19 protein-coding genes are annotated in these 25,555 nt (G+C 62.3%); 9 read left to right on the top strand and 10 right to left on the bottom strand.

Features of this window, described 5'->3' with window-relative positions:
- Window positions 1-4: 4 nt before the first annotated feature.
- The 4 genes from GYH35_RS31005 to GYH35_RS30990 all read right to left on the bottom strand — a co-directional run bounded on the left by GYH35_RS31005 (window position 5) and on the right by GYH35_RS30990 (window position 6,682).
- Window positions 5-1,186, bottom strand: a complete 1,182-nt coding sequence (locus GYH35_RS31005; RefSeq protein ID WP_161810130.1) for a DUF444 family protein — start codon at window positions 1,184-1,186, stop codon at window positions 5-7.
- 119 nt (window positions 1,187-1,305) lie between these two features.
- Window positions 1,306-3,312: a PrkA family serine protein kinase gene (locus GYH35_RS31000; protein ID WP_161810129.1), complete on the bottom strand. Its 2,007-nt coding sequence runs from the start codon at window positions 3,310-3,312 to the stop codon at window positions 1,306-1,308.
- 541 nt (window positions 3,313-3,853) lie between these two features.
- On the bottom strand, window positions 3,854-6,256 hold the full coding sequence (gene lon / locus GYH35_RS30995; RefSeq protein WP_161830423.1) for an endopeptidase La: 2,403 nt from the start codon (window positions 6,254-6,256) through the stop codon (window positions 3,854-3,856).
- 21 nt (window positions 6,257-6,277) lie between these two features.
- Window positions 6,278-6,682, bottom strand: a complete 405-nt coding sequence (locus GYH35_RS30990; RefSeq protein ID WP_161810127.1) for an Hsp20/alpha crystallin family protein — start codon at window positions 6,680-6,682, stop codon at window positions 6,278-6,280.
- A gap of 113 nt (window positions 6,683-6,795) precedes the next feature.
- Between GYH35_RS30990 and GYH35_RS30985 the strand changes: the two genes are divergently transcribed.
- On the top strand, window positions 6,796-7,383 hold the full coding sequence (locus GYH35_RS30985; RefSeq protein WP_161830422.1) for a class I SAM-dependent methyltransferase: 588 nt from the start codon (window positions 6,796-6,798) through the stop codon (window positions 7,381-7,383).
- On the opposite strand, the gene GYH35_RS30980 is transcribed toward GYH35_RS30985, so the two are convergent.
- Window positions 7,380-8,306, bottom strand: coding sequence for a LysR family transcriptional regulator (locus GYH35_RS30980; RefSeq protein ID WP_161810125.1), 927 nt, complete (start codon window positions 8,304-8,306; stop codon window positions 7,380-7,382). The genes GYH35_RS30985 and GYH35_RS30980 overlap by 4 nt on opposite strands.
- 228 nt (window positions 8,307-8,534) lie before the next feature.
- Between GYH35_RS30980 and GYH35_RS30975 the strand changes: the two genes are divergently transcribed.
- Together GYH35_RS30975 and GYH35_RS30970 are read left to right on the top strand one after the other, a co-directional pair.
- Window positions 8,535-8,675 carry a hypothetical protein gene (locus GYH35_RS30975; protein WP_161810124.1) on the top strand — a complete coding sequence of 47 codons (141 nt, stop codon included), beginning with the start codon at window positions 8,535-8,537 and terminating at the stop codon, window positions 8,673-8,675.
- 34 nt (window positions 8,676-8,709) lie between these two features.
- Window positions 8,710-9,897 carry a lipid A deacylase LpxR family protein gene (locus tag GYH35_RS30970; protein ID WP_161830421.1) on the top strand — a complete coding sequence of 396 codons (1,188 nt, stop codon included), beginning with the start codon at window positions 8,710-8,712 and terminating at the stop codon, window positions 9,895-9,897.
- Window positions 9,898-10,002: 105 nt separating this feature from the next.
- Here the strand turns inward: GYH35_RS30970 and GYH35_RS30965 are convergent, their stop codons facing one another.
- Window positions 10,003-12,549 (bottom strand): YgiQ family radical SAM protein, encoded by a 2,547-nt coding sequence (locus GYH35_RS30965; RefSeq protein WP_161830420.1) that lies wholly within the window; start codon window positions 12,547-12,549, stop codon window positions 10,003-10,005.
- Window positions 12,550-12,614: 65 nt separating this feature from the next.
- A complete protein-coding gene (locus GYH35_RS30960) occupies window positions 12,615-13,238 on the bottom strand; it encodes a DNA-3-methyladenine glycosylase (RefSeq protein ID WP_161810121.1) in 624 nt (207 codons plus the stop codon).
- A 112-nt stretch (window positions 13,239-13,350) separates the two neighbouring features.
- Here GYH35_RS30960 and GYH35_RS30955 point away from each other — a divergent pair, with 112 nt between their 5' ends.
- Together GYH35_RS30955 and GYH35_RS30950 are read left to right on the top strand one after the other, a co-directional pair.
- Complete coding sequence (locus GYH35_RS30955; RefSeq protein ID WP_161810120.1) at window positions 13,351-13,797, top strand: SRPBCC family protein; 447 nt, start codon at window positions 13,351-13,353, stop codon at window positions 13,795-13,797.
- Window positions 13,778-14,119: an ArsR/SmtB family transcription factor gene (locus GYH35_RS30950; protein ID WP_161810119.1), complete on the top strand. Its 342-nt coding sequence runs from the start codon at window positions 13,778-13,780 to the stop codon at window positions 14,117-14,119. The genes GYH35_RS30955 and GYH35_RS30950 overlap by 20 nt, the downstream gene beginning before the upstream one ends.
- A gap of 3 nt (window positions 14,120-14,122) precedes the next feature.
- Here GYH35_RS30950 and GYH35_RS30945 read toward each other — a convergent pair whose 3' ends face one another.
- Window positions 14,123-14,677 (bottom strand): hypothetical protein, encoded by a 555-nt coding sequence (locus GYH35_RS30945; RefSeq protein ID WP_161810118.1) that lies wholly within the window; start codon window positions 14,675-14,677, stop codon window positions 14,123-14,125.
- A gap of 212 nt (window positions 14,678-14,889) precedes the next feature.
- The gene (locus GYH35_RS30940; RefSeq protein WP_202624880.1) at window positions 14,890-15,366 is read right to left on the bottom strand and encodes a flavodoxin family protein; all 477 of its coding nucleotides are present in this window, start codon (window positions 15,364-15,366) and stop codon (window positions 14,890-14,892) included.
- Window positions 15,367-15,424: 58 nt separating this feature from the next.
- Between GYH35_RS30940 and GYH35_RS30935 the strand changes: the two genes are divergently transcribed.
- Window positions 15,425-17,164 (top strand): M28 family peptidase, encoded by a 1,740-nt coding sequence (locus GYH35_RS30935; RefSeq protein WP_161810117.1) that lies wholly within the window; start codon window positions 15,425-15,427, stop codon window positions 17,162-17,164.
- 59 nt (window positions 17,165-17,223) lie between these two features.
- On the opposite strand, the gene GYH35_RS30930 is transcribed toward GYH35_RS30935, so the two are convergent.
- On the bottom strand, window positions 17,224-18,009 hold the full coding sequence (locus tag GYH35_RS30930; RefSeq protein ID WP_161830419.1) for a FadR/GntR family transcriptional regulator: 786 nt from the start codon (window positions 18,007-18,009) through the stop codon (window positions 17,224-17,226).
- A 277-nt stretch (window positions 18,010-18,286) separates the two neighbouring features.
- On the opposite strand from GYH35_RS30930, the gene GYH35_RS30925 reads away from it, so the two are divergent.
- The 3 genes from GYH35_RS30925 to GYH35_RS30915 all read left to right on the top strand — a co-directional run bounded on the left by GYH35_RS30925 (window position 18,287) and on the right by GYH35_RS30915 (window position 25,527).
- A complete protein-coding gene (locus GYH35_RS30925; protein WP_202624878.1) occupies window positions 18,287-21,133 on the top strand; it encodes a TonB-dependent receptor in 2,847 nt (948 codons plus the stop codon).
- Between the two features lie 160 nt (window positions 21,134-21,293).
- Entirely contained in the window at window positions 21,294-23,201 is a 1,908-nt protein-coding gene (locus GYH35_RS30920; RefSeq protein WP_161830418.1) for a gamma-glutamyltransferase family protein, read from the top strand.
- Window positions 23,202-23,394: 193 nt separating this feature from the next.
- A complete protein-coding gene (locus GYH35_RS30915) occupies window positions 23,395-25,527 on the top strand; it encodes a putative bifunctional diguanylate cyclase/phosphodiesterase (RefSeq protein ID WP_161810114.1) in 2,133 nt (710 codons plus the stop codon).
- Window positions 25,528-25,555: the final 28 nt, after the last annotated feature.

Here is a 25,555-nt window from a genome sequence, read left to right as displayed (position 1 = left end):
CGACTCAGGACCCCTGCGAAGCGTGGGTGAAGAAATGCCGAACGGCATTCCAGATGTCATCGGTGCCGCTGACCCGATACGCGCCGACGCTATCGTCATCCCGTGACAGGTCGACGAACAGCCTGCCGATTTCGCTATCCGGCGCGGAGCCGGCCAACGGTGCGACTTCCAGGAAGCCGCTGTAATTGCAGTCGCCGGACACCTCTTCCAGGGCGGCCTGCGCCTGCGGTTGATCGGACGGGAAGTTCTCGCCGTCGGAGGCGTAGAACAAATAAATGTTGTACTGGCTCGGGCTGTAACGCTCGTCGATGATCTGACGCACTTTCTTCAGGCCGGCCGAGGCGACCGTGCCGCCGGTGCCGGTGACCTTGAAGAACTCGTCCTCTTCGAACTCCCAGGCTTCGGAGGTATGCGCGACGAACACCAGCTCCAGATGCCGATACTGCCGGCGCAGGCCCTGAATGGCCCAGAAGAAAAACGTCTTGGAGATCTGCCGCTCGCGCTCGCCCATGCTGCCCGAGACGTCGAGCAACAGCACGACGACCGCTTGCATGGCCGGCTGCTCGCGCTTCGCGAGCTGGCGATAGCGCAGATCGTCATCGGTGAATGAAGGCGACTCGGCGCCGCTGGCGGATTGCACGCCACGACGCTTGATGGATTCCTTCATGGAGCGCCGACGATCGAGCCGTGAGCGCGCGCCGCGCCGGTCCCAGCCTTCGCGCGTCCAGTCATCTTCCTTGGCGCGTCCGGCTTTGGCCTCGAGATTCGGCAGCTTCATCTCTTCCCACAGCCAGTCGACGATGTCGTCGATGCGGAACTCCAGCGTGTATTGCACGCCGCCGTCTTCATTGCCGCCCTGACCGCGTTGATTCTCGCTGTCCTGCTGTGGCCGGCCGATGCGATCGCCGGGCTTGGCCTGGCCTTGCCCGACGCCTTGTTGCTCGTTGGAATTGCGCAACCGGAAACGATAGTGCTCCAGCATCTTCACCGGCACGCGCACGGTGCTTGCACCACCCGTGAGCACGTCGGCGCCGGCCACGATCTGAGGCAGATGCTGCCGCACGGCGTCGCGCACCTTGTCGTTGTGACGCAGCCAGTCTCGCGCGCCGCGCGAGAAGAGGTCGTACCAACCGGCCTCGCCCGGGGTGCGATTGCCAGAATCACTTCCCGTTGGGATGTCGCTCATGTTGCTCGCAACCCCCGTCTCATTCGACCTTGCAGCTACAGTACTCCTGGAGAGTGCGTCATGGATGGGCCTTTAGATAAAGACTACTCCTCAGAACGCCGTCCGGTTCACTTCCTGGACTACTCTTGGGCGAGCAAAGTCGTCACGTAACTCAGCGCTTCCTTGGCGCTGTGATCGTCGTAACCGTACTCCGAAGTCAGGCGGTCCTGAACCGCGGAAATTTTCTTACGGGCTTCGTCGTCCGGCCGCGCCGCCGATGTCACCAGGCGCAACACGTCACGCCGCTCCTCGAACAAGTACTGCTCGATGGCCTCGCGCATGCGCGAGTGGCTGTTGAGGGTGAATTTCTCACCAGCCTTGTACGCCACCATGGCCTTGCGCACCACTTCCTGACGGAATGTCAGCTTGCCCGATTCCGATACCTTGATCTTGTCCTCGACCGAGCGCAGGAAGCGCTCGTCGGCCGGACGCGACTCGCCGGTGATCGGATCGGTGACTTCGCGGTGATCGAGCGAGGCCTCCACTTCATCCAGATACTTATCCAGCAACTGCTGGGCTTCGTCCTCGAACGAAGCGAACAGCGCGCGGTGCACGTCTTCCTTCACCCAGCGGTTGTAGAAGTCCTTGCGCGCCAGCACCAGATAATCGATCCACAACTTCTTCGCCTTCGCATCCATGCGCGCATCGGTTTCGATCGAGTCCTTGAGCGCGAGCAGCACTTCCATGCTGGTCAGGCTCTTCTTGTCGGTGCGCGTGATGGCGTTGGAAATCGAATTCACGATAAAGCGGGGACTGACACCTGTCAGGCCTTCTTCGGGCGCTTCGGCACGCAGCCGTGTGATCTCTGTCTCCGGGAAGCCTTCCACGCTCTCGCCCGCGTACAGACGCAGCTTCTTCGACAGGTCCAGGCCTTCACGCTCGGGCTTGTAAAGGCGCGTCAGCACCGCGAACACCGCGGCTAGCTTGAGTGCGTGCGGATCCAGATGCACATCGCGAAACGCGGGCGCCGCGGACACCAGCTTGTTGTAGATCCGCGATTCCTCGAAGTACGACAGTGTGTAAGGCACCTTGACGATGACCATGCGGTCGAGCAGCGCCTCGTTCTCCTTCTCCTGCAGGAACTTGTGGAATTCCGCCAGGTTGGTGTGCGCGAGGATGGTCTCGTCCAGATAGATCAGCGGGAAGCGCGACACCTTGACGTTCTTTTCCTGGGTGAGCGTCAACAGCAGATACAGGAACTCGCGCTTCACCTTCAGGATTTCGATCATCTCGAGCACGCCGCGGCTGGCGGCATACACCGCGCCCGACCACGACCACGCACGCGGATCGCCTTCGTCACCGTATTGAGCCACTTTGGACAGATCAACGGAGCCGACCAGGTCCGCGAGGTCCGCGGTGGTCGGATCGTGTGGCGCATAAGTGCCGACGCCCACGCGCGACGCTTCTGAAAGGAAGATGCGCTCGACGGGCATGCGCAGGAAGTCGCCTTCGAACTCGCGCTCCAGACGATCGCGTGCCCACGGACTCAGCTCACCTTTGATCTCCACGCCATACGTATCTCGGAACTCGCCGCGCAAACTTGCGGGAATGAGATTCAGTGGCGACTCATGCATCGGCGAGCCCTGCAAGGCATACATAGCCCCTTCATCGGTGTGGCTGTATTCCTCGAGACCGCGCTTCAACAGGATGGCCATGGTGGACTTGCCACCGGACGGCGGGCCTAGCAGCAGTAACAAGCGTCTGCCGACATCGGAGCCGGCGGCGGCCGCCTTGAAATAATCGACGATGCGGCCGAGCGGCTCATCGATGCCGAACAGCTCGCGCTTGAACAGCTCCTTGGAGCCGGCGCCTTCGCTGTTGGCATTGCCGTTCGCGGCGCCATTGCCGTTGCCGGTGTTACTGCCGTTGGCGCCGGGAGAGGTTTTGCCGAACCAATTGAGCATGTCCCATAGATATTCATGGCTGCTACGGGCCAGTTGCCGCGTATTGCCTGGGACAACGGTGCGAAGGAACTCACCAAACGTGCCCGACCAGTGTTGGGCACGATGGAATCGGCTGTAGGCGCTCAAGGCCTCGACGAAGTTCTCGCCGCGTTGCGAACTTCCTCTGGGGCTGTCTGACGTCATCGAACCGCCCTCCAATCAGCGAGCCATGAAATGTCAGGGCTCGCGGGATCTATATACCTGTTACGACAGCATGCTCTTGCACGCAGTTCACACTGTCCCGATTCGTAACCAGCATACTCCGGTACCTCGCTCGGAGTTGCTGAGGGTTTCGCTGCTTCTCATCGCACCCCTCGCGCCTTGGGGCGATTGCCGACAACCCTACTCTCAAAGACTGCGCTATGGCCGAACATGTTCCGTACACATGTGCGCCATGCGGGTGCGCCTGACGATGGCGTCGAGCTGTAAAGATCGGCGGCGCCGATAAAGAAGGAATAATGAAGACCTGCGCAGCTCGCGGAAGGCGACGCTGGAACGCGCTGAAGTTGCGCATCTCACTCGGTTGAGTGCGGAACATGACTCACTGATTACTCCCTTCGCGCCAATCTTGCAATGCGATTCATGCTGATTGGTCTGCACGCCGCGTGCCAGGAGTTCAGGACGGGTTCAGGGCCGAGGGTGGAGGACCCACCCTCGGCGTGCTCATTGGAATCTGCTCATCGAATCAGGCCGCTGCGTTGACCTGAGCTACGTTCAACTTGATGTCGAGCGCTTCGCGGACCACGTCGTCGACACGTTCGCAGAACACGAACTCGACTTCGTCGCGCACACTCTTCGGCACATCCTCCAGATCCTTGCGATTGCGCGCCGGCAGCAGCACCTTGCGGATGCCCGCGCGATGCGCAGCTACCGTCTTCTCCTTCACGCCGCCGATCGGCAACACCAGGCCTCGCAGGCTGATCTCGCCGGTCATCGCCAGGTCACTGCGCACCGTCTTGTTGGTGAACAGCGAGACCAGTGACGTGAACATAGACACGCCGGCGCTCGGGCCATCCTTCGGGATTGCGCCCGCGGGCACGTGAATGTGCACGTCGCTCTTGTCGAAGACCGTCGTATCGATGCCGAGTCGCGCTGCTTGCGACTTCAGCAGTGACAACGCTGCCTGCGCGCTCTCCTTCATCACGTCGCCGAGCTGGCCGGTGAGAATGAGCTTGCCGTTGCCCGGTACACGCGTCGACTCGATGAACAGGATGTCGCCACCCACCGGCGTCCACGCCAGGCCCGTGGCCACGCCCGGCACGCTGACGCGCATCGCCACTTCGTTCTCGAAACGCGGGGCGCCGAGAATGCCCGCCAGATCGTCGACATCGACGGTCTGTTGAGTAATCGTGCCTTCCGCGATCTTTACCGCTACGTTACGCAGTACCGAGCCGATCATGCGCTCGAAGCTACGCACGCCAGCCTCGCGAGTGTGATCCCGCGCGATCTGGCGAAGCGCGTCGTCCGTGATCGACGCCTGCTCGGGCTTCAAGCCGTTCGCTTCGAGCTGACGGCGCATCAGGTAGCGCTTGGCGATCTCCACCTTCTCATCCTCGGTGTAGCCGGTGAGCTCGATCACTTCCATACGATCGCGCAACGGGCCGGGGATGGTGTCGAGCATGTTCGCCGTGGCGATGAACACCACTTTCGACAGATCGAACGGCACGCCCAGGTAATTGTCGCGGAACGTGTTGTTCTGCTCCGGATCGAGCACTTCCAACAACGCCGCCGACGGATCGCCCTGGATGCCGGCGCCGAGCTTGTCGATCTCGTCCAGCATCAGCACCGAGTTGCGCGTGCCTGCCTTGCGGATCGCCTGAATGATGTTGCCCGGGAGCGCTCCGATGTACGTGCGACGGTGGCCGCGAATCTCGGCCTCGTCATGCACGCCACCCAGGCTGACGCGCGCGAACTTCACGCCCAGCGAGCGCGCGATGCTCTGACCCAGCGACGTCTTACCCACGCCCGGCGGGCCGACGAAGCACAGGATCGGGCTGCGACCTTGCGGATTGAGCTTGCGCACGGCGAGGTACTCGACGATGCGTCGCTTGATCTTGTCCAGGCCGAAGTGGTCCTCGTCGAGCACCTTGCGGGCATGCTCGATCTCGATCGACTCCTTATCCAGCTTCGACCAGGGCAGCTGGATCATCCAATCCAGCCAGGTGCGCAGCATCGAGTACTCGGCGCTGGCGTCGCTCATGCGCTCCAGCCGCTTCAACTCTTTCTCGGCCTGCTCCTTGGCCTCTTCCGGCATGCCGGCCTTCTCGATGGCTTCCCGCAGCTCGGCGATCTCTTCGCCGGCCTCGCCTTCTTCGCCCAGCTCCTTGCGGATCTGGCGCAGCTGTTCGCGCAACAGGACTTCTTTGTGACGCTCGTCGATCGCGTCGCGCGTCTTTTCTTCCAGCTGACGCTGGAGCCGCAACACTTCGATGCGCTTTTGTAACAAGGCGCTGACGCGCTCCAGGCGCACCTTCAGATCGAGCGTTTCGAGGAGTTCCTGCTTCTCCGCCGGCTTCACATCCATGAAGCTTGCGACCAGATCGGCCAGCGTCGAAGCCGATTCGACCGACTGGATGGCATTGGAGAGCTCCGCCGGCGCTTGCGGCAACAGGCTGATGGCCTCGGCCGCGAGGCGCTTCAAGTTGAGCGCGCGAGCTTCAACGTCGCTGCCGACGTTGCTCGGATCCGGCAGATATTCCACGCGCGCGACCATGTAAGGCAGACCGTTCTGCCAGTCGAGCACACGGAAGCGGCGCTCACCCTGGACGACCAGGTGATGCGTGCCGTCGGCGCCCGTTACATAGCGCACGATGTTCGCGACCGTGCCGGTCGCATACAGATCGCTGCCGGTGGGCGCCTGTAGATCGGGATCATGCTGTAACAGGAAGCCGACCTTGCGATTGTTACGCACGGCTTCCTGCGCGGCCGCGAGCGAGCGGTCGCGATTGATGGCCACGGGCACCACGGTGCCAGGGAACAGCACCAGGTTGCGCACCGGCACGATGACCAGCATGTCATCGGTGATGGTGTGCGTATCGGCGCCGCTGCTTTGTGGCTGCTGAGAATCTTTGCGATTTGCGTCGGTCATGTGAATGAGGCTCCCCGCCAATTAGCGATGTGCCAGCCGCAGAAGCAGGCAACCGTTGGTATATGCCTGCTCCAGCAATTGATAATGTCCTTCAGGCAGCGCGATGCGCCGCTCGAAACTTCCGTATGGAATTTCCAGCCGATGGACCGCGGTGTGGTGACTGGTCACCGGCAATGCGCGCGTGGCACTGACGATCAACAGTCCGCTGTCGGTGCGGACCTCGATGCGGTCGGGGGCAACACCGGGCAACGCCACGGCGACATGAACCTCGTTGCCATAAGCGAGGATGTCGATGGGCGGTTCCCAGCGTGGCTGAGCTGCCACCGTGCTGCCGAAACGAAAGAACTGGCGCTGCAGTTGTTGCGCGCGTTCCAACATTTCGCAGGCTTCGGCCCACATCCACGACGGCGGGTTACGAAAGGCCATGGTTGAGTTCCAGGTAGGGCATAGCGGACTAGGTGGGGTCGGGCGTACGACTATCAAGAACGACCCGCAAGCCAAGTAAACTCCCGCCGACGCCAGCCAGGTCCATCGATCAGATGTCCAACCGCTTCGACGCCCGCTTCTATCAGCGCTTCTATATGAATCCGCAGACGCGGGTTACAACCCGTGACGAGATGGCCAGACGCGCCGGCATGGTGGCCGCGCTGGTCAAGCAGCTGGAGTTGCCGGTGAAGCGGATTCTCGATGCGGGCTGCGGACTTGGGTGGTTGCGCGCGCCACTGCTCGACGCCTTTCCCGAGGCTACGTATATCGGGCTGGAGGTGAGTGAGCACCTCTGCCAGGAACATGGCTGGGTGAACGAATCGCTCGCCGACTATCGGCCGCGCGGCCGCTTCGATCTGATCGTTTGTTATGACGTGATGCAGTACTTGTCTGACCGGGAAAGCGCGCAAGCAATGGCGAATCTTGCGCGTTTGTCACGCGGCGCCTTGTACTTTCATGCGCCGACGCAAGAAGACTGGCGCGACAACGCCGATCGCGACACGAGCGATAGCAACATCACTCTACGCCGCGCGAGCTGGTATCGCTCGCGGCTGGCGCGACATTTCGAACACGCTGGCTTCGGTGTCCATGTGCGCCGGGGCGTGCCGTGGGGACAATGGGAACTGGAGCGCAGCGGCTAGGCGCCGCTGCCGTTCCAGAACGGATCCGCTTCCGGGTCCGTACCCCAGCGTCCATCCAACAGCTCGATAAAGCTTCGCACCTTGGTCGCCAGATACCGACGCTGCGGATAGATCAAATAGATCCCCAGCGAGCCTGCGTCGTACTCGGCCAGCACCTGTTGCAACGTCCCCGCGCGCAGCTCCTGATAAACATTGAAGGTCGGCTGCAGGACCACGCCTTGGCCGCGCAGCGCGGCTTGCTTGAGCAACTCATTGCTGGTCGCGCGCAACGTTCCCAACGCCTGCACCATCGAATTGCGCCCATCGCGCTCGAAGCGCCATTGCTGCGACGTCGGCGCGGTATCGGTGAATGCGAGACAGTTGTGATGGAGCAGGTTCTCCGGGATCTCCGGCTGCGGATTCTTTTTCAGATACGCCGGCGATGCACACGCCACCAAGCGCGAGGTGGCGAGCTTGCGCGTCGTGAGATTGGTGCGCAGATGGCTACTGGCGCGTACCGCCAGATCGAAGCCTTCCTCCACCAGATCCACGAAATGATTACTGACCGTCACCTCCAGCCGCACATCGCCGTGGCGCGCCGAGTATTCCAGCAGCACCGGTCCGACATGCGACAGGTCGAAGGCTCCGGAAACGCAGATCTTCAATGAGCCGCGGGGCACCGCGCTGTTGGCGCCGGCCACCGCTTCCGCCTCCTCGATATCTTCCAGAATCTGGACGCAACGCTGGTGATAAAGCTGTCCGACGTCGGTGAGGCTCAGGGAATGCGTCGATCGATTCAGCAGGCGCGAGCCGAGTTCCTGTTCCAGGTGCCCGATGTACTTGGTCACCATCGGCGCAGAAACTCCCATCCGGCGCGCCGCCTCGGCGAAGCTCCCCAATTCGACCACTCTCGCCAACGCCACCATGCAGGTGAACTTATCCATCTTTCTTTCCCCCCAGGAAAGATTCCATTGCCCAGCAGGCATCGCTCCATAAGCGAGCGAAATCCCATTCGCCCCCGGCACCAATCAGTCGGTTTGATTTTTCACGGCGCGTTCACGGCTGGGCCAACAGCATGCTCACGCCGCCCCGCTAATTTCTGTGCATCACAAGCAGATTAGTGCACTTGCAGCAGTGTGATTGCAATAACGAAGCGACGGTGGGGTTGCCGCATGAGTAGTGAGAAGGAAGCGGCAGGTGTGATTCATGACCAGCGATTCATGAATGTCATTCCCTTCACCGCGTTTATCGAGGCTGCGGCTTTGGAGGACAGTAGCACCACGGAACAACAGCAACAGGTAGCGGCGGCGTGACAGTAAACGCAGCGCGAGTCGGAAGGTTAAGGTTATGGCGACAACGGACAAGACAGGATGGGCAGCACAGCTGCGATGGGCAGTCCTCGCGGCGTTAGGCACCGCTGCATTGGCAGTTACTGGCAATGAAGCGCGGGCCGATGAGCTGTCTTCGCTGGAAATTACGCCGGTGCTGGCGGTGACCGACGAAACGGTGGCCGCGTCGGTAAGTGATATCGAAGACGCGATTGCCGAAGTCGTCGTGTCCAATCAGCGCATCGGTTGGCTCGAGGGCGTTGATGCAGTGCGAGTGCAGATCGATAACGACCTCTTCGCCGGCGGCAACCAGGACCGCGATTACACCGGCGGCCTGGGCATCACGATCTCGGGCGAACGGGCTCGCGACGGCTTGTTGTCACTCGATCCCTTATTGGCTCGTCTGGACCGATTGGCGTTCAACGGCGAGCAAACGAACGTTCATCACGCGCGGCAGATCGGCCTGTTGGCGTTCACGCCCAAGAACACGCTGGTCCGCGAAGTGCAACCGGATGACCGGCCGTATGCCAGCCTGCTGTTCGTTTCCAACGGCCGGGTGACGGTGGACGCGGACGATCGCGGCGCCTGGACCAGCAGCCTGACCATCGGCGTGCTCGGCCTGTCGGTGTCGGAAAGCTTGCATAGCGCCGTCCACGAGCTGGTCGGTTCGGAACGACCGCTTGGGTATGATCATCAGATCTCCGCGGGCGGCGAGCCGACGGCGCGCTACACCCTCGCCCGCCAGCAACTCTGGATCGCCGATCCGAGCGGTCAGATCGATGTGAAGACCACGGTGCAGGGAAGCGTCGGCTTCCTCACCGAGACCAGCGCTTCGATTTCGGTGCGAGCCGGTCGTTTCAACTCGCCCTGGTGGAGTTTCGCGCCGGAGCTGACCGACTACATGGCCGCGCCGGTGCCGAGCGAGAGTTATCGCGGTGGCCGTGAGCTGTATGTGTTCGCCGGCGCTCGCGTCAAAGCTCGTGCTTACAACGCGTTTTTGCAGGGCCAGTTTCGCGATAGCGAGGTCCGCTACACCTCGGGTGAGGTGCAGCCGCTGCTAGCCGAGGCGTGGATTGGCGTGGTTACGCAGATCCTGGACCAGACGCAGCTCAGCTACGCCCTGCACTATCAAACCGCTGAATTGCGCGACGGCCCCGCTTCCCGCGACGCCCTGTGGGGCGCGGTACAGCTGACGCACGCTTTCTAAGTTTCAGTTTCTCGACCCAGCCCCTGCAATCGGCCCACCTCTGGTGGGCCTTTTTTTATCGAGGGCCGCGCATAACGCCGCCACACGGGGAATAAAAGGTCTTTCTTATTTGGAGCGAGGCAGGCGCACGCCTTTCAAGCCGGTGTGCTGCGTTCGGAACTTCAGCGGCTTGCCAGCCGCGCCTTTGCTTGGCGCTGCCTGCGACGCGCCCGCGCGCTTCGCGTTGAATGCAGCCTGCGGCGCGTTCGGACGGTTCGCATTCGAAGCAGCCGCCGGCAAGCCGCGCCTGTCCTTCGCATTGCTTGCGCCGGCGCGTGCCGACTCATGTCTCTGATTGGTGCGTCCTGGCACGCTGGTTTGGCCCGGGCTCGGCGAATGTTTCGAGCGCCGCCCTTCGTGCGCATCGCCCGTGCCGAGCGGCTGCCAGGCCGGAATCAAATGTTGCTTGCCGGGCCCGATCAGATCAGCTCGTCCCATGCGTCGGAGCGCGTCGCGAAGAATCGGCCAGTTGTTCGCGTCATGCCACCGCAGGAACGCCTTGTGCAGCCGTCGCACCTTCAATCCCTTCGGGATGTGCACTTCCTCACTGCCGTGAGTCACCTTCCTCAACGGATTCTTGCCCGAGTGCCACATCGCCGTCGCCGTCGCCATCGGCGATGGCAGGAACGCCTGCACCTGGTCGGCGCGATAGCCGTTCTGCTTCAACCACAGCGCCAGCTCGAGCATGTCCTCGTCGGTCGTGCCCGGATGCGCGGCGATGAAGTACGGGATCAGGTACTGCTCCTTGCCCGCTTCCCTGGAAAACTTCTCGAACAGCTCCTTGAAGCGGTAATACGTGCCGACACCGGGCTTCATCATCTTCGACAGCGGCCCTTCGCCGATCGCCTCGGGCGCGATCTTCAGATAACCGCCGACGTGATGCTGAACCAGCTCCTTCACATACTCCGGCGACTCGACCGCCAGGTCATACCGCACGCCCGAGCCGATCAGGATCTTCTTGATGCCCGGCAGAGCACGGGCGCGTCGATACAGATTGATCAGCGGCGTGTGGTTGGTGTTGAGATTCGGGCAGATGCCCGGAAACACGCACGAAGGCCGGCGGCACGCCGTCTCGATCTCGCGTGACTTGCAGGCGAGCCGATACATGTTCGCGGTCGGGCCGCCCAGGTCGGAGATCACGCCCGTAAAGCCGGGCACCGAATCGCGGATGGTCTCGATCTCTTTGATGATCGAGTTCTCGGAGCGATTCTGAATGATGCGGCCTTCGTGCTCGGTGATCGAACAGAAGGTGCAGCCGCCGAAGCAGCCGCGCTGGATCGCGATCGAGAAGCGGATCATCTCGTACGCGGGAATCTTGTTCGCGCCCTTCTGCTCGCCATAGAACGGATGAGGCACGCGCTGATACGGCAGCTCATAGATCGCGTCCATCTCTTTCATCGAGAGCGGCAGCGGCGGCGGGTTCAACCACACGTCGACGTTCCCGTGCCGCTGCACGAGCGCTCGCGCGTTGCCCGGATTCGATTCGAGATGAAGGATGCGCGACGCGTGCGCATAGAGAACGGCGTCGTCACGCACGGCTTCGAACGCCGGCATGCGAATGACGGATTGCCCGCGATCGGAAGTCGGAACATGGCGATGAAACTTCACGACCTTCGCGACAGGCTGCTTCGCAGCCGTCGCACACGGCGGCACGTCCGCCTCGCTCGCCGGCGCTTCGCCGGCCAACGTGCTAGCCGATGCGCCTTTGCCGGGCGCGCCGCCGGTGGGCAAAACATTCGCAGCTATCACGCTATTCGCCGACGCATCCATTCCGGGCGCGGCGCCAGCCGCAGAAGAAATCTCAGCTGCTGCGTTATTCGCCGCCGCCTGCATTGCCGCCTTCGACTTCGCGTCGTTCGCCGCGTACGGATCGATCGGCGGATTCAGCGGCCCGGGCTCATCGATCGAGGTCGAATCGATCTCCGTCCACCCTTCCGGCGTCGCATGTCTCACGAACGCCGTGCCTCGCAGATCGTCGATCTGGTCGATCGGCTGACCTTTCGCCAGCCGATGCGCGATCTCGACGATCTGGCGCTCGCCGTTGCCATACACCAGCAGGTCCGCCTTCGCATCCAGCAGCACCGAGCGCCGCACCTTCTCCGACCAATAATCGAAGTGCGCGATGCGCCGGAGACTGGCTTCGATACCGCCGATGACGATGGGCACGTCACTGAATGCTTCCCGAGCCCGCTGCGAATAAACGATCACGGATCGATCCGGCCGCTTGCCGCCCTCGCCGGCCGGCGTGTACGCGTCGTCGCTACGAATGCGCCGGTCCGAGGTGTACCGATTCACCATCGAATCCATATTCCCGCCGGTGATGCCGAAGAACAGATTCGGCTTACCCAGTCGCGCGAAATCCTCCGCCGAGCGCCAGTCGGGCTGCGCGATGATGCCGACGCGGAAGCCCTGGGCCTCGAGCACGCGACCGATGATGGCCATGCCGAAGCTGGGATGGTCCACGTAGGCGTCGCCGGTGACGACGATGATGTCGCAGCTGTCCCAGCCGAGCGCGTCCATTTCCTCCTTCGACATGGGCAGGAACGGGGCCGTCCCGAAGCGGGACGCCCAGTGCTTGCGATAGGAGAACAGTTCGCGCGGTGCTGGCTGCATGGAAAAACAGTCGATGAGGAATTCCCGGCCGGTCACGGGCCAGGAAAAAGGGCTCGAATCTTACGCTATTTACGGGCCAACTTCGCCCGGACGCCACCCTGATCGGGCGCCAGTGCTCGCCTACGGGCGGCGGCGCTGACCGTGGAAACGTAGGGCGAATCCTTATCGAAGAACCGCCAGGGCTTGCTGGCCCAGTCGCCGGCGTAATCCACGCCGATCCGGGTCGCCCGGGCAACCTTCGGCGGCCGATATCGGGTCGGCTTCTCCAGCCACAAGGTGTCGCCCAGCAAATCGGCCCCATTCAGGCTCCGATCTATATGTAGGGCACGACATAACAGGCCGGGCCCATGCGAGGTCGTGGTTATTCCCTTCACCGGCTCCAGCCCCCGCAGCAGCACCGCATGCGGCGTCCCGTGCGCGGCCGTCACGATGTTCAGGCAATTCCAGAAGCCGTAAATCAAGTACACATACGCGTGCCCCGGCGGCCCGAACATCACCTCGGTCCGCTTGGTCCGCCCGCGGGAAGAATGCGCCGCCAGGTCGTGCGGCCCCTTGTATGCCTCCGTCTCAACGATGCGCCCCACCTGCTCCCCTTCGGGCCCCGCGTGAACCAAATGCATGCCGAGCAGATCGCGCGCGACCAGCAAAGTCTCTCGGGCGTAGAAATCGCGGCTGAGTTTGGTAGCCATCGACTCATTATAGAGAGAACCTTCACACAGCTGCCGACTGACAACCAAGTGGTTGCACTTGGTCCGAGGTGGAGTTATATTGCAACCATCTGGTTGTCAGTGGATTCGCCCCATGCAAAGCATCGAACGAAAGGTTTTACTGCGCGCGCCGCGCAGCCGCGTCTGGAACGCACTCACGGATGTGAAAAAATTCTCCCAATGGTTCTGCGGCGATTCGGTGGAGGGTGTGTTCGCGCCTGGCGCGAAAGTGCATGTGAAGGCAAGCGCCGAACAGGGCGGAAATTTCGACATCTTCGTGCAGGAGATGCAGCCAGAGCATCTGTTTACCTGGCGCTGGCATCCGGGCGCGCACGACCCGTCGCTGGACTATGCGAAGGAGCCGACGACGCTGGTGGAATTCAAACTGGCGGACGCGGAGGGCGGTACGTTGCTGACCCTTACCGAGTCCGGCTTCGATGCCATTTCACTCGCGCGTCGCGCAAAGGTGTTTGGCCAGAACAATCAGGGCTGGGACGAACAGGTTAAAAATCTGGAACGCTATGTCGACCAAGCGGCCTGAGCTCAGGCTCAAAGCATCGGCGCCGATCTTCGCGGCGCTCGGCGATGAAACGCGGCTGCGGCTGGTGATTTTCCTGTCCGCAGCCGGTCCGTCCTCGACCGCCGCGCTGACCGCGAATGTCGATGTCACGCGGCAGGCAGTCGCGAAACATTTGCGTGTGATGAAGGAGGCCGGCCTCGTCAGCAGCGCCTATCAAGGCCGCGACAGCGTGTGGCAGATCGAATCCTCGCAGCTCGAGGAGGCTCAACGATGCATCGAGCTGCTCACGTCGCGATGGGACGCAGCGATCGACCGCCTGCGCACCCTGGTGGAAGAGGGCTGAGAACTACTGGGCCGGCCAGTGGCCGTGCAATTGCATGACTTCGAGCTCGACCAGGCCGCTGGCCAGGTCGGCGGACTTGAGCTTGATCCGCATGAATTCCAGGGATTCGCCGCGTTCGTGGTAGTAGAACACCGAGCTGCGATGCTCGTCGCGAGTGGCGCGAGGAATCACGAACTCGTTGAACGCAGTTTCGTGGACCAGTGGGCCGCAGCTCAGCTGCGCACCGCTGAACTCGACCACGATATGAGCGGCTTCGAGATCGCTGCCGTCGACGATGGTCTTGCAAGTGATACGGAAGCGCGGCGGCAGACCGACGACACTGGGCAGCACATCCACAGACTCGCGTACGCGGAGCCGAACGATCTTGCGTGTACGATCTACACGCTGCGCATCGGCGACGCGAACCGTCGGCGAGTCCCGGTAAACGATGGGAGCGGGCGGACGGGCGGCAGTGCGAGTGGCCGTCACGGGCAGGTGCTGGCGTCGCCAGTACAATGCACCGACGATGAAGGCCGTCAGGCCAATCACGAGCCAAAGCTGTTGCAACACGTATTCCATTTCACATCGGGGGGCGCTGAAGGAGCGTCCTTCTCCTTGTTATCGGCAGGTCGCCGTTGCAACTGATGTGACCGGGTTCGAGGTCCTGACAATCGCCGTGCGACTCACTATGTCACCGGAGTGTCCGGACCAGGCGCGAGAAAATCGAGCGACTGCGTCACAGCTCATGACGCACTCGAGAGAGCGCTAAGTAACTTATCCCCTCGCGATGCTCACAGCACGCCGAGTGCAAGACCCGCGGCCAGCGTCTGACCCAACTCGGCGCATCTGTGGCGATCTGTTTCGCTCAGGTCGCCTTTGACGATCAGCGGCTCGGCGCAGCGTTTCCAGCGATAGCCCAGCGCGATGCGTTCGATGGAGCTGACAGCGCCCGTGCCATCGTTGCCGGCGCTGACGAAGATGGCGTAGGGCAGGGCATCGACGCGCCCCTGCACCGGGTAGAACGTGCGATCGAAAAAATCCTTGATCGCGCCGGCCATGTAGCCGAAGTGCTCGGGCGTGCCGATCAGCAATCCATGCGCCCAGAGCAGATCGTCGACACCTGCTTCGAGCGCCGGCAGAGCGCGCAGTTCGACGTCCTCGCCCGCATCGGCCACGCCTTGCTTCACCGCTTCGACCATCGCATGCGTGCGGCCGCCGGCGTGGCCGGCGTAGATCAACAGCAGGTGAGGGCGAGTTGAGGACGGCATCGGGGAACACATCTGTTACAGTTCTTGGTCACCGTAACTCGTTTCACGGGAGTTCCGAATGTATACCGTTTCGCGACCGGTCCGGTCGCTCTCAGTGCTGCTGATTTCAGCGGCAATGCTCACCGCCTTGGGCTGCAAGCCCAAGGAGCCGAAGCCGGTGCCGACGCCTGAAACAGCCGCCAATCCGATCAGGGAAGAGGCGAAGAGCGCTTCCTCGCAGATCGCCGCCGATTATCTGCGCGATCAGATAACAAAGATTTCATCGGATGAATTCGAAGGCCGCGCGCCCGCGACGCCTGGCGACGTGAAGGCTCGTCAGTACATCGCGGACCAGTTGCAGCAGATCGGCTTCGCGCCGGGCGGCGCCGATGGCAGCTATCAGCAATCGTTCGACGTGGTCGGCGTCACCGCCCAGATGCCGAAGCAGTGGTCCTTCAAGAAGGACGGCAAGACCGTGTCGTTCAAGTGGTGGGATCAATACATCGCCGGCAGCGGCGTGCAGTCCGAGAAGGGCTCGGTCAAGAACGCCGAAGTGGTGTTCGTCGGCTACGGCATCCAGGCGCCCGAGTTCGGCTGGGACGATTTCAAAGGCCAGGACCTGAAGGGCAAAGTGTTGTTGATGCTGAACAACGATCCGGATTGGGATCCGCAGCTGTTCGGCGGCGACACGCGCTTGTACTACGGCCGCTGGAGCTACAAGTACGAGAGCGCCGCGCGCCAGGGTGCGGCCGGCGCAATCATCATTCACACCACGCCGTCGGCGGGCTATCCGTTCCAGGTCGTGCAGAGCTCATGGTCCGGCGAGCAAGTCGAATTGCCGGCCGCCGATGAGCCGCGCATTCAAGTCAAAGGCTGGCTCACCGAAGAAGCGTCGCGCGAGCTGACGAAGCTCGCCGGGCAGGATCTGGATCAGCTGGTGCAAGCGGCGAAATCCAAGGATTTCAAGCCGGTTTCGCTCGGCGTCACCACCTCGTTCGACTTCAAGAACAAGTTGAACCGCTCCAGCACCGCCAATGTATACGGCGTGCTCAAGGGCAGCGATCCGCAGCTCAGCGACGAGTATGTGATCTACACCGCGCATCACGATCACCTCGGTGTCGGCGAGCCCGATGCGGAAGGCGACAAGATCTTCAACGGCGCGATGGACAACGCGTCCGGCGTGGCGCAGGTGCTCGCGATCGGCAAAGCCTTCAAGGCGCTGCCGCAGCCGCCGAAGCGCTCCATCATGCTGTTGATGGTCGCTGCCGAAGAGCAGGGCCTGCTGGGCTCGAAGTATTACGCCGAGCATCCGACCGTGCCGCCGGCCAGGATCGTCGCGAACATCAACATCGATGGCGGCAACATCCTCGGTCGCGCCAAGGACATCGTGTTCGTCGGCAAGGGCAAATCCACCATCGACGACTACGTGAACGCCATCGCCAAGGTGCAGGACCGGGTCGTGACGCCCGATCAATTCCCGGATCGCGGCTTCTTCTACCGCTCCGACCAGTTCAATTTCGCGAAGATCGGCGTGCCTGCGCTGTATCTCGATACCGGCACCAAGTTCGTCGGCAAGCCCGAGGGCTGGGGCAAGGAACAGCACGCGGAGTTCGAAGAGCACCATTATCACCAGCAGTCGGACGAGATCTCCGACAGCTGGAACTACGACGGCATGATCGAAGATGCGCAGCTGCTGTTCTACGTTGGCGACAACGTGGCGAACGCTGCGGAGGCGGATCTGCCGAAGTGGCTGCCGGGAGATGAGTTCGAAGCGGCGCGCAAGGCGTCGCAGGCGCAGCTCAGCACCAAGGCCGAATAAACATTTCCTGGATCGGTCGAATCGGGGCTCGTCGATGCACAGTCGACGGGCCCTTTCTTTTAGCCTGAATCCCGCACCAGCCGGCTGTCGGTCCAGTTGTCGGGCCAGCGCTTCACCGGCATGTCCGTGATGGCCAGTCGGATCAGCTCGGCCATCGACGTCCTCGCGCGCTCCGTGTCTTTCGCTTCGATGGCCTCGAACACGCGCCAGTGTTCGGGCAAGGGATCGCGCTTCAGGGCGTGCTCGCGTTGTTTGAATTCCGTGAGCGCATGCACGGCCGCCGCCACGCCATTTGTCAGCGAAATGATGAAGGGATTGCGAGTGGCGCGCAGCAGCTCGGAGTGGAAATCGCGGTCGGCGATGCGGCCTGCTTCGACGTTCACCGTATGCAGGCCCATGCGCTCGAGCGCGTTGCGCATCACTTCGAGATTCTCGTCGTTGCGACGGGCGGCGGCGATCGCGGCCGCTTCGGGCTCGATGATGGTGCGCAGTTCAAACAATCCTTGCAGCACCTCCAGCTCGGGCTCGCCTGCGAACACCCAGGCCAGCACATCCGGATCCAACAAATGCCATTGCTCGACCGCACTTACGCGCGTGCCGGTGCGAGTTCGACTCTGCACCAGCCCTTTCGCGGCGAGCATGCGCACGGCTTCTCGATACGCAGAGCGAGAAACTTTCAATTGACCGCTCGCTTCGATCTCGCCGGCGAGCACGTGGCCCGGACGATAGCGGCCGGACACGATGCGCAGACCCAGATCGCGCGCAATGGAGCTGTGCAGGCGCAGTTCTTTGCGATTTTTCCGCTCGCCACCGGCGGTAACTTGTTCGGGCTTGATAACGGGCATCGGCGCCTTCTGGACATCGCGCATGCGACCGGAGGGATTGTCCGGGTGCGCCGCCGCGATCACAAGCGAATGCGTGGATGAGGCTTCCTCTGGAGCCCGTGCGATATCGTAAGCACATGTTCTAATGGGAATTTTAATAAAATTCTGGCTCTGGGGCGGCGCTCGGCCCGGGCCACATAGAAATCGCAATCTTGATTTGTCCGACATTTTGCAGATAGCATTTGTCTGAGAAATCAACTTGAGCCGTCACAGACGGCAGCTTTGGGGGGATAGCATCGTGGCGAAGCTAGTCATTCGTTCGGCGTCCGCTATGGCGGCGCTTTCCTTGTCGATGGGCGCATTCGCGCAACAAACGACGACACCGCAAACGACCGAGCTCGAAGAGGTCATCGTCAGCGGCGTGCGCGAAAGCTTGGTGCAGGGCCTGGAGAACAAGCGCAATTCAACGCAGGTCGTGGAATCCATCGTCGCCGAGGACATCGGCAAACTGCCTGACAACAACGTTGTCGAAGCGCTGCAGCGTATTTCGGGCATCCAGATCACCGATCGCGGCGGCGGCGAAGCCGAAGGTATCGTGATCCGCGGCCTCAACGACGTGACCACGACCTGGAACGGTCGCAATGTATTCACGGCCCAGGGCCGCCCCGCTTCGGCGCGTCAGGTGGCGCTGCAGGACATTCCCGCGAACCTGATCGGCAAGATCGACGTGTACAAGACCCGCGCTGCCGACCAGCTCGAAACCGGTCTGGCGGGTCAGATCGACGTGACCACTCGCCGGCCGTTCGACTTCGACGGCCTGGAAGTTTCTTTGAACGCGCGCTCCACGTACCAGGAGCAGCGCGAGGACATCGATCCGAACGCCAGCTTGCTGATTGCCAACAGCTGGGACGTCGGCGAAGGCAGGTTCGGCGTGATGGCGAACGCCAGCTACTCGCGCGTGCGTTATCGCGATCAGAACGTGACCGCCGGTGCGCTGGTGCCGTTCGCGACCGCTGACAATCCGCCGCTCGGGGCAGGCGTGGCCAACGACACCTGTCCCGACGATGGCGATCCCTACAATCCGAACTGGACGCCGCTCGAGCGCATCTTCAACACCAACTGCCGCGTTCCGGAAAATCCGATCTGGCAGGCGGGTACCGACGAAGGTCTGCCGACCGCGCCGGGCTCGACGCTCTCGTTCAACGGCGTCGAGTATCCCTATCTGCTCGGCCGCGACGCGCTGATCGCCAACGATTTTCAGGGCGATCGCGAGCGTCCGGCTGCAACGCTCGCCCTGCAGTGGGCGCCGAACGACACCTCCGAGTACACCTTCGAAGCCTTCTATCAGGGCTATAGCGAGGAGATGTTCAACAATCTGCACTTCACGTTCGTCGATTGGTGGGGCTCGCTCGGTCCGGATCCCGCTTCCACGTTCACGCTCTATCCGGGCACGAACATGATCAAGACGCGCACCGTCGGCGACCCGTTCGGCTTCAACAGCGGTGACGCCACCAAGCAGGACACCGACACGTTCGTGTATGCGTTGAACGGCAAGTGGCAGATCACCGATCGCTTCGCGCTGATGGCCGATCTGTCCATGCAGGACAGCGAGTTCAACAATCGGTTCATCGCCGTGCGCACCGAGCGCGTGCCCGGTGCCATCGCAGTCGATTTCAATGCGGGCAACGGCATTCCGTCCTGGCACTTCGACAACGACGCCGAAATGCTCGATCCGAACGACTGGACCGTCGGCAACCTGTTCCAGAACCGCAACCGTCAGAAGGGCGACGCCCAGACGGCGCAGGTCGACGGCGATTATCAGCTGGGCGATGGCTTGTTCCGTCTGCTGAGCTTCGGCGTGCGCTATGACGACCGCTCCGCCGAGTCGTACAGCCCGGTTGCGTTCCCCGAGCCGTTCCTGGGTCGAAACATGTCAACCCTGCCCTCGGGGATGATTTACACCAACAGCGGCTTCTTCGATGGCGAAGGCGACATTCCGACGGCTTGGGCGGTCGTGAACGGCTATTACCTGAACGATCATGTCGCCGAAGTGCGGTCGATGTTCGGCGTGGACCCCGCGGGTCCGGAGCTGCGCCGCGGCTTCGAGGTCGACGAAAAAACTTCGAGCGCTTATATCCAGACCGACATCGAAGTCGGCAAGTTGCAGGGTCAATTCGGCCTGCGTTACGTGTCCGTGGACACGGACATGCAATTCACCAACGTCCTCAACGGCGCGCAGTCCGCGGCGAGCAAGAGCGACAGTGAGTTGCTGCCGTCGTTCACGCTGCGGTATGCGGTGACCGATGACATCAATGTGCGCTTCAACTATGGCGAGACCCTGCGCCGGCCGAACTTCTTCGACCTGGACTCGAACTTCTCGCTCACCGGCGATCTGACCGATGTGGGCTATGGCACGGGCCTGGGTGGCAATCCGGATCTCGAGGCGACCCACGCCAAGAACTACGATCTGACCGCCGAGTGGTACTTCGCCACCGACAGCGCCGTGTACGCCACGCTGTTCCGTCGTGACATCGACGGCCTGGTGGTGCCGCTCACCCGCCGCCTCACGATTCCCAACGACAACTACAACACCCAATCGTTCGTGGTCACGCAGCCGGTGAATGCGTCCGACGGCAAGCTCGAAGGCATCGAGCTGGGCTTCGTGTACTTCCCGGATTACCTGCCGGGGGTGCTGCAGGGCCTGGGCCTCACCGGCAGCTTCACCAAGCTCGACTCCGAGCAGACCATTCCGCTCACCAATGCGGAAGGCGAGATCGTCGGCACCGAGCAGTCCGAGTTCTTCGGCGTGTCCGATACTTCGTACAACCTCACGTTGGCGTATGACCGTGCCGGCGTCGGCGCGCGTCTGTCCTATGTCTGGCGCGACGATTTCTTGAACAACAACGAAGCGCGTCTGTTCGCCAACCCGATCGGCATCTGGCGCAAGTCCGAGGCCAGCCTGGATCTGCAGTTGTCCTATAACATCACCGATGACCTGGCGGTGTCGTTCGACGCGGTGAACCTCACCGAAGAGATGCAGCAGGCGTACTACCACTTCGGCTCGGCCGGCAACCCGGCACAGACGAACTTCCAGAACCTGCTGCTCAGCCGTTCGTACGCCATCGGCGTGCGCTGGCGCTTGTAAGAGCCCCTCAGGAGCGGCGCCGTTCGTGCGCCGCTCCTTCTTCGCTCGCCTCTCCCGCGGGATTCCCACGGCCGCGCTTCTTCGTCGCACGACCTTTCGGTCGCGTTAAGATCCTGCCTTCATGCCGCCGCCTGGCGGCCGCCACGAGACAGGTAGGGTCATGTCATTCGATTCCAAACGGGTGAGCTCGCGACTGGCGGTTGCGCTGGCCGCATTCGTCGCGACCGTCGCCGCGCCGGTCCAAGCCAAGACAGTCAAGCCGCCGTTGCATGGCCAACATTGGGTCGCCGTCACCGGCAAGCCGCTCGCCGCCACGGCGGGCGCGCGGATCTTCATGCAGGGAGGCAATGCAGTCGACGCGGCGTGCGCGATGATCGCTGCCACTTCCACGATGTGGGACACGCTGGGCTGGGGCGGCGAAACTCAAGCCCTGATCTACAACCCGCATACTCGCAAAGTCATCGGCGTGAATGCGCTCGGTGTTGCGCCGACCGGCGCCACGCCGGAGTTCTATCGATCCAAAGGTTACGACTATCCGCCGGAGTTCGGCCCGCTTGCCGCAGTTACGCCGGGCACGCCGGGCGGCATCATGGTGATGCTCGCGGAGTACGGGAAACTCAGCCTCGCCGACGTACTCGCGCCTGCCATCGAAATGGCCGACGGCTATCCCATCGAAGCGCAGACCGCCGACCTGATCGAGAAGTGGAAGGACGAACTGCGCAAGTGGCCCGAGTCGCGCCGCACGTTCCTGATGCACGAAGGCAAGGATGGCAAGCCGCTGCCCGGCTATTCGCGCGTCGGTCCGGAAGCGGGTGAAATCTTCCGTCAACCGGATCTCGCCGCGACCTTGCGCAAGCTGGTCGATGAGGAAGCGAAGGCGCGCAAGGCCGGCAAGAATCGCAAGCAGGCCATCATGGCGGCTTACGACCGCTTCTATAAAGGCGACATCGCGAAAGAATTTTCGCGCGGCTCACAGGAGCTCGGCGGCTTGCATACACCCGAAGACCTCGCCAACTGGCAGCCGTATCTCGAAGAGCCGGTGAGCGTCAACTACAAGGGCATCGAGGTCTACAAGCTCACGCACTGGGTGCAGGGCCCGGCGATGCTGCAGGCTCTGAACATCCTCGAGAACTTCGACCTGAAGTCGATGGGTTACAACAGCACGCGCTACATCCACACGCTGTATCAGACCATGAGCCTGGCGTTCGCCGATCGCGATTTCTATTACGGCGACCCGCGCTTTCCGCCCGAAGAGCCGATCAAAGGCTTGCTCTCGAAGGACTATGCGCGTGAGCGCGCCAAGCTGATCAAAGAAGATCGCAACGATCCGGATATCCGCCCCGGCGATCCGTATCCCTTCCAGGGCGCGACCAATCCGTTCAAGGCGCAGCTCGACGCGTGGCGCACGGTCAAACCCGGCAAGGACAAGTCCAAGCCGAATCAGTGGAGCCCGACGGCGCTCGCCGAGTTCGACCGCACGTTCCGGCTCGGCACCACCAGCGTCGAGACCGTCGACAAGGAAGGTTGGGTCGTGTCCGTGACGCCGAGCGGAGGCTGGTTGCCTGCGACCATCGCGGGCAAGACCGGCATCGGCATGAGCCAACGCATGCAGAGTTTCGTGCTCGATCCCGCCGACAATCCGTTCAACGTCGTCGCGCCCGGCAAGCGTCCGCGCGCGACGCTGACGCCTTCGATGGCATTGAAGGATGGCAAGCCGTATCTCGCCTTCGCCGTGCAAGGCGGCGACACGCAGGAACAGAACCTGCTGCAGTTCTTCTTGAACGTGGTCGAGTTCGGCATGACGCCGCAGGAAGCGGCCGAAGGCGCCAACATCACCACGTATCAGCTGCGCGATTCCTTCGGCTCGCACGAGTCCATTCCCGGCCGGCTGACGCTGGCCGAATCGGTGCCGGCCTGGGTGCGCAACGAGCTCACCAAGAAAGGTTACAAATTGGAATTTTCGGCAAACAATTCCGGGCCGATCACCGCCATTCAGATCGACGCCAAGCACGGTACGTTCTGGGGCGCGGCCGCCTATCACGGCGAGGACTACGGCATCGCCTGGTAACATTTGAGGCGGCGGCTCGCAGTTTGGGCGGGCCGCTGCACCTCGACGGGGCAGCCGTTGATTGAAGGCGATCACATCTTCGATTCGACCGGCCGAGCCATTGACGTTGCTCATCATTTCTGTGACAAAGCCCCGCGCGATCGCGCGCGCACAGCTGATATTCAGCCGCTCTTGTCGCAACAACTAAGAAGGCATGCAGCCCACCGCCACGTCACTGGTCCCGCACGAAACACCGACTGTCAGTTACGACACCGCAGGGAGCACCGAAACCGCACGCATGCTCCGTACGCTGATCGGCAACCTCGACGGGATGGTGTATCGCTGCCGTGACGATGCCGAATGGACCATGGAGTTCGTCAGCGAGGGCGTGCGGCGGCTGACCGGTTACGACGCCTCCGATCTGTTGTTCAACAAGCGCGTTTCCTACGAGCAGATCACCTATCCCGACGACCGAGAGCGGGTTCGGACCGAGATGTACACCGGCCTGCGCGCTCAGGGCCGCTTCGATTGCGAATACCGCATCGTGCACGCGACCGGCGAGATCCGCTGGGTGTGGGAACGGGGCACCGGCATTTATGACATTCACGGCAAGCTGCAGGCCATCGAAGGCCTGATTCAGGACATCACGGTTCGCAAGGAGTCGAGCCAGGCGCTGCGCGAGGCCGAGCGGCGTTATTACAACTTGTTCGAGAACGCCATCGAAGGGATCTTTCGCACCACCACCGACGGCCAGTATCTGGACGCCAATCCGGCGCTGGCCCGGATCTATGGCTTCGACAGTCCCGCCGAGCTCATCGCTCAGCTGAAAGACATTCGCAACCAGCTGTACGTCGAGCCGTCGCGTCGCGAAGAGTTCATGGCGCTGGCGAAGTCGCGCGGCTCGGTCAGCGGCTTCGAATCGCAGGTGTATCGCAAGAGCGGCGAGGTCATCTGGATCTCCGAGAACGCGCGCGCCGTGTTCAACGAAGGCGGTCACGTCGTTTGTTACGAAGGCACGGTCGAGGACATCACCGAGCGCAAGCTCTATCAGGCCCGCATCGAACAGCAGGCCAACTTCGACACGCTCACCGGTCTAGCCAACCGTTCGCTGCTCCACGATCGATTGCAGCAAGGCATTCGATCCGCCGCGGCCTATGGCACTCGCCTGGCCGTCGTGTTCGTCGATCTGGATCGGTTCAAGTTCATCAACGACGGGCTGGGTCACCACGTCGGCGACGAGCTGCTGCGTGCGATGGCCGAGCGGCTGCGCTCGAGCGTGCGTGACGGCGACACCGTGGCGCGGTTGGGTGGCGATGAATTCGTGCTGCTCATCAACGGTCAGCGCGGGCCGGACGCGGTCGCGTTGCTGTTGGAGCGCATGCTCCACGCTATTGCCCAACCTTGGGCCAGTCCGCAGGGCGACTTCAACGTCACTTGCAGCATGGGCGTCGCGTTGTATCCGGACGATGGCGCCAGTGCCGAGACTTTGTTGAAGCATGCCGACCAGGCAATGTATCGCGCCAAGGAGAAGGGTCGGAACAATTTTCAGTTCTTTACGGCCGAGCTGAACGCGCTCATCACGGAACGGGTGGAGCTGGAGAACAAGCTGCGCCGCGCGCTGGAGCGTCAGCAGTTCTCGCTGCATTACCAGCCGCGCGTCGACATGCGGACGCGTCGGATCACGGGCGCGGAGGCTTTGATCCGTTGGCACATCTCGGACGAGGAAGCCACGCCGCCATCGCGGTTCATTCCCGTCGCGGAAGAAATCGGCTTGATCGTGCCGATCGGCAAGTGGGTGTTGCGCGCCGCCTGTGCTCAGAACAAGGCGTGGCAGGATGCGGGATTGCCGCCGTTCGTTGTGTCGGTGAACGTGTCAGTGCGACAGTTCCGACAGGACAATCTCGTGCAAACGATCGCCGAAGTGCTGCGCGAGACCGGGCTCGAAGCGCGCTATCTCGAAGTGGAGCTCACCGAAAGCGCGGTCATGCACGACGCCGATCAGTTCATCGCCATGCTCGGTGAGCTCAACGACCTCGGCGTGCAGATCGCGCTCGACGATTTCGGCACGGGCTATTCCAGCCTGAGCTATCTGAAACGCTTTCCCGTCGACCGGCTCAAGGTGGACCGCTCGTTCGTGCAGGACATCGGCCATGACCACGACGACGCGACCATCGTTCGAACCATCATCGCGCTCGGCCACAACCTGGGCCTGAAAGTCGTCGCCGAAGGCGTCGAGACCGAGCAGCAGATCGACTTCCTGCGCGCCAACGACTGCGACGAGCTGCAAGGCTACTACTTCGGCCGCCCGCTGCCGGGTGAGGAATTCCGGCGCGCGTTCCTGGGTTAACGCGCTGCGGCTTGCGCCGCCCCGTCGC

Source organism: Steroidobacter agaridevorans, from assembly GCF_009932555.1.
Classification (GTDB): Bacteria; Pseudomonadota; Gammaproteobacteria; order Steroidobacterales; family Steroidobacteraceae; genus Steroidobacter; species Steroidobacter agaridevorans.
Note: the sequence above shows the minus strand (reverse complement) of the source record. Positions and strands in the feature narration are given on the sequence as shown.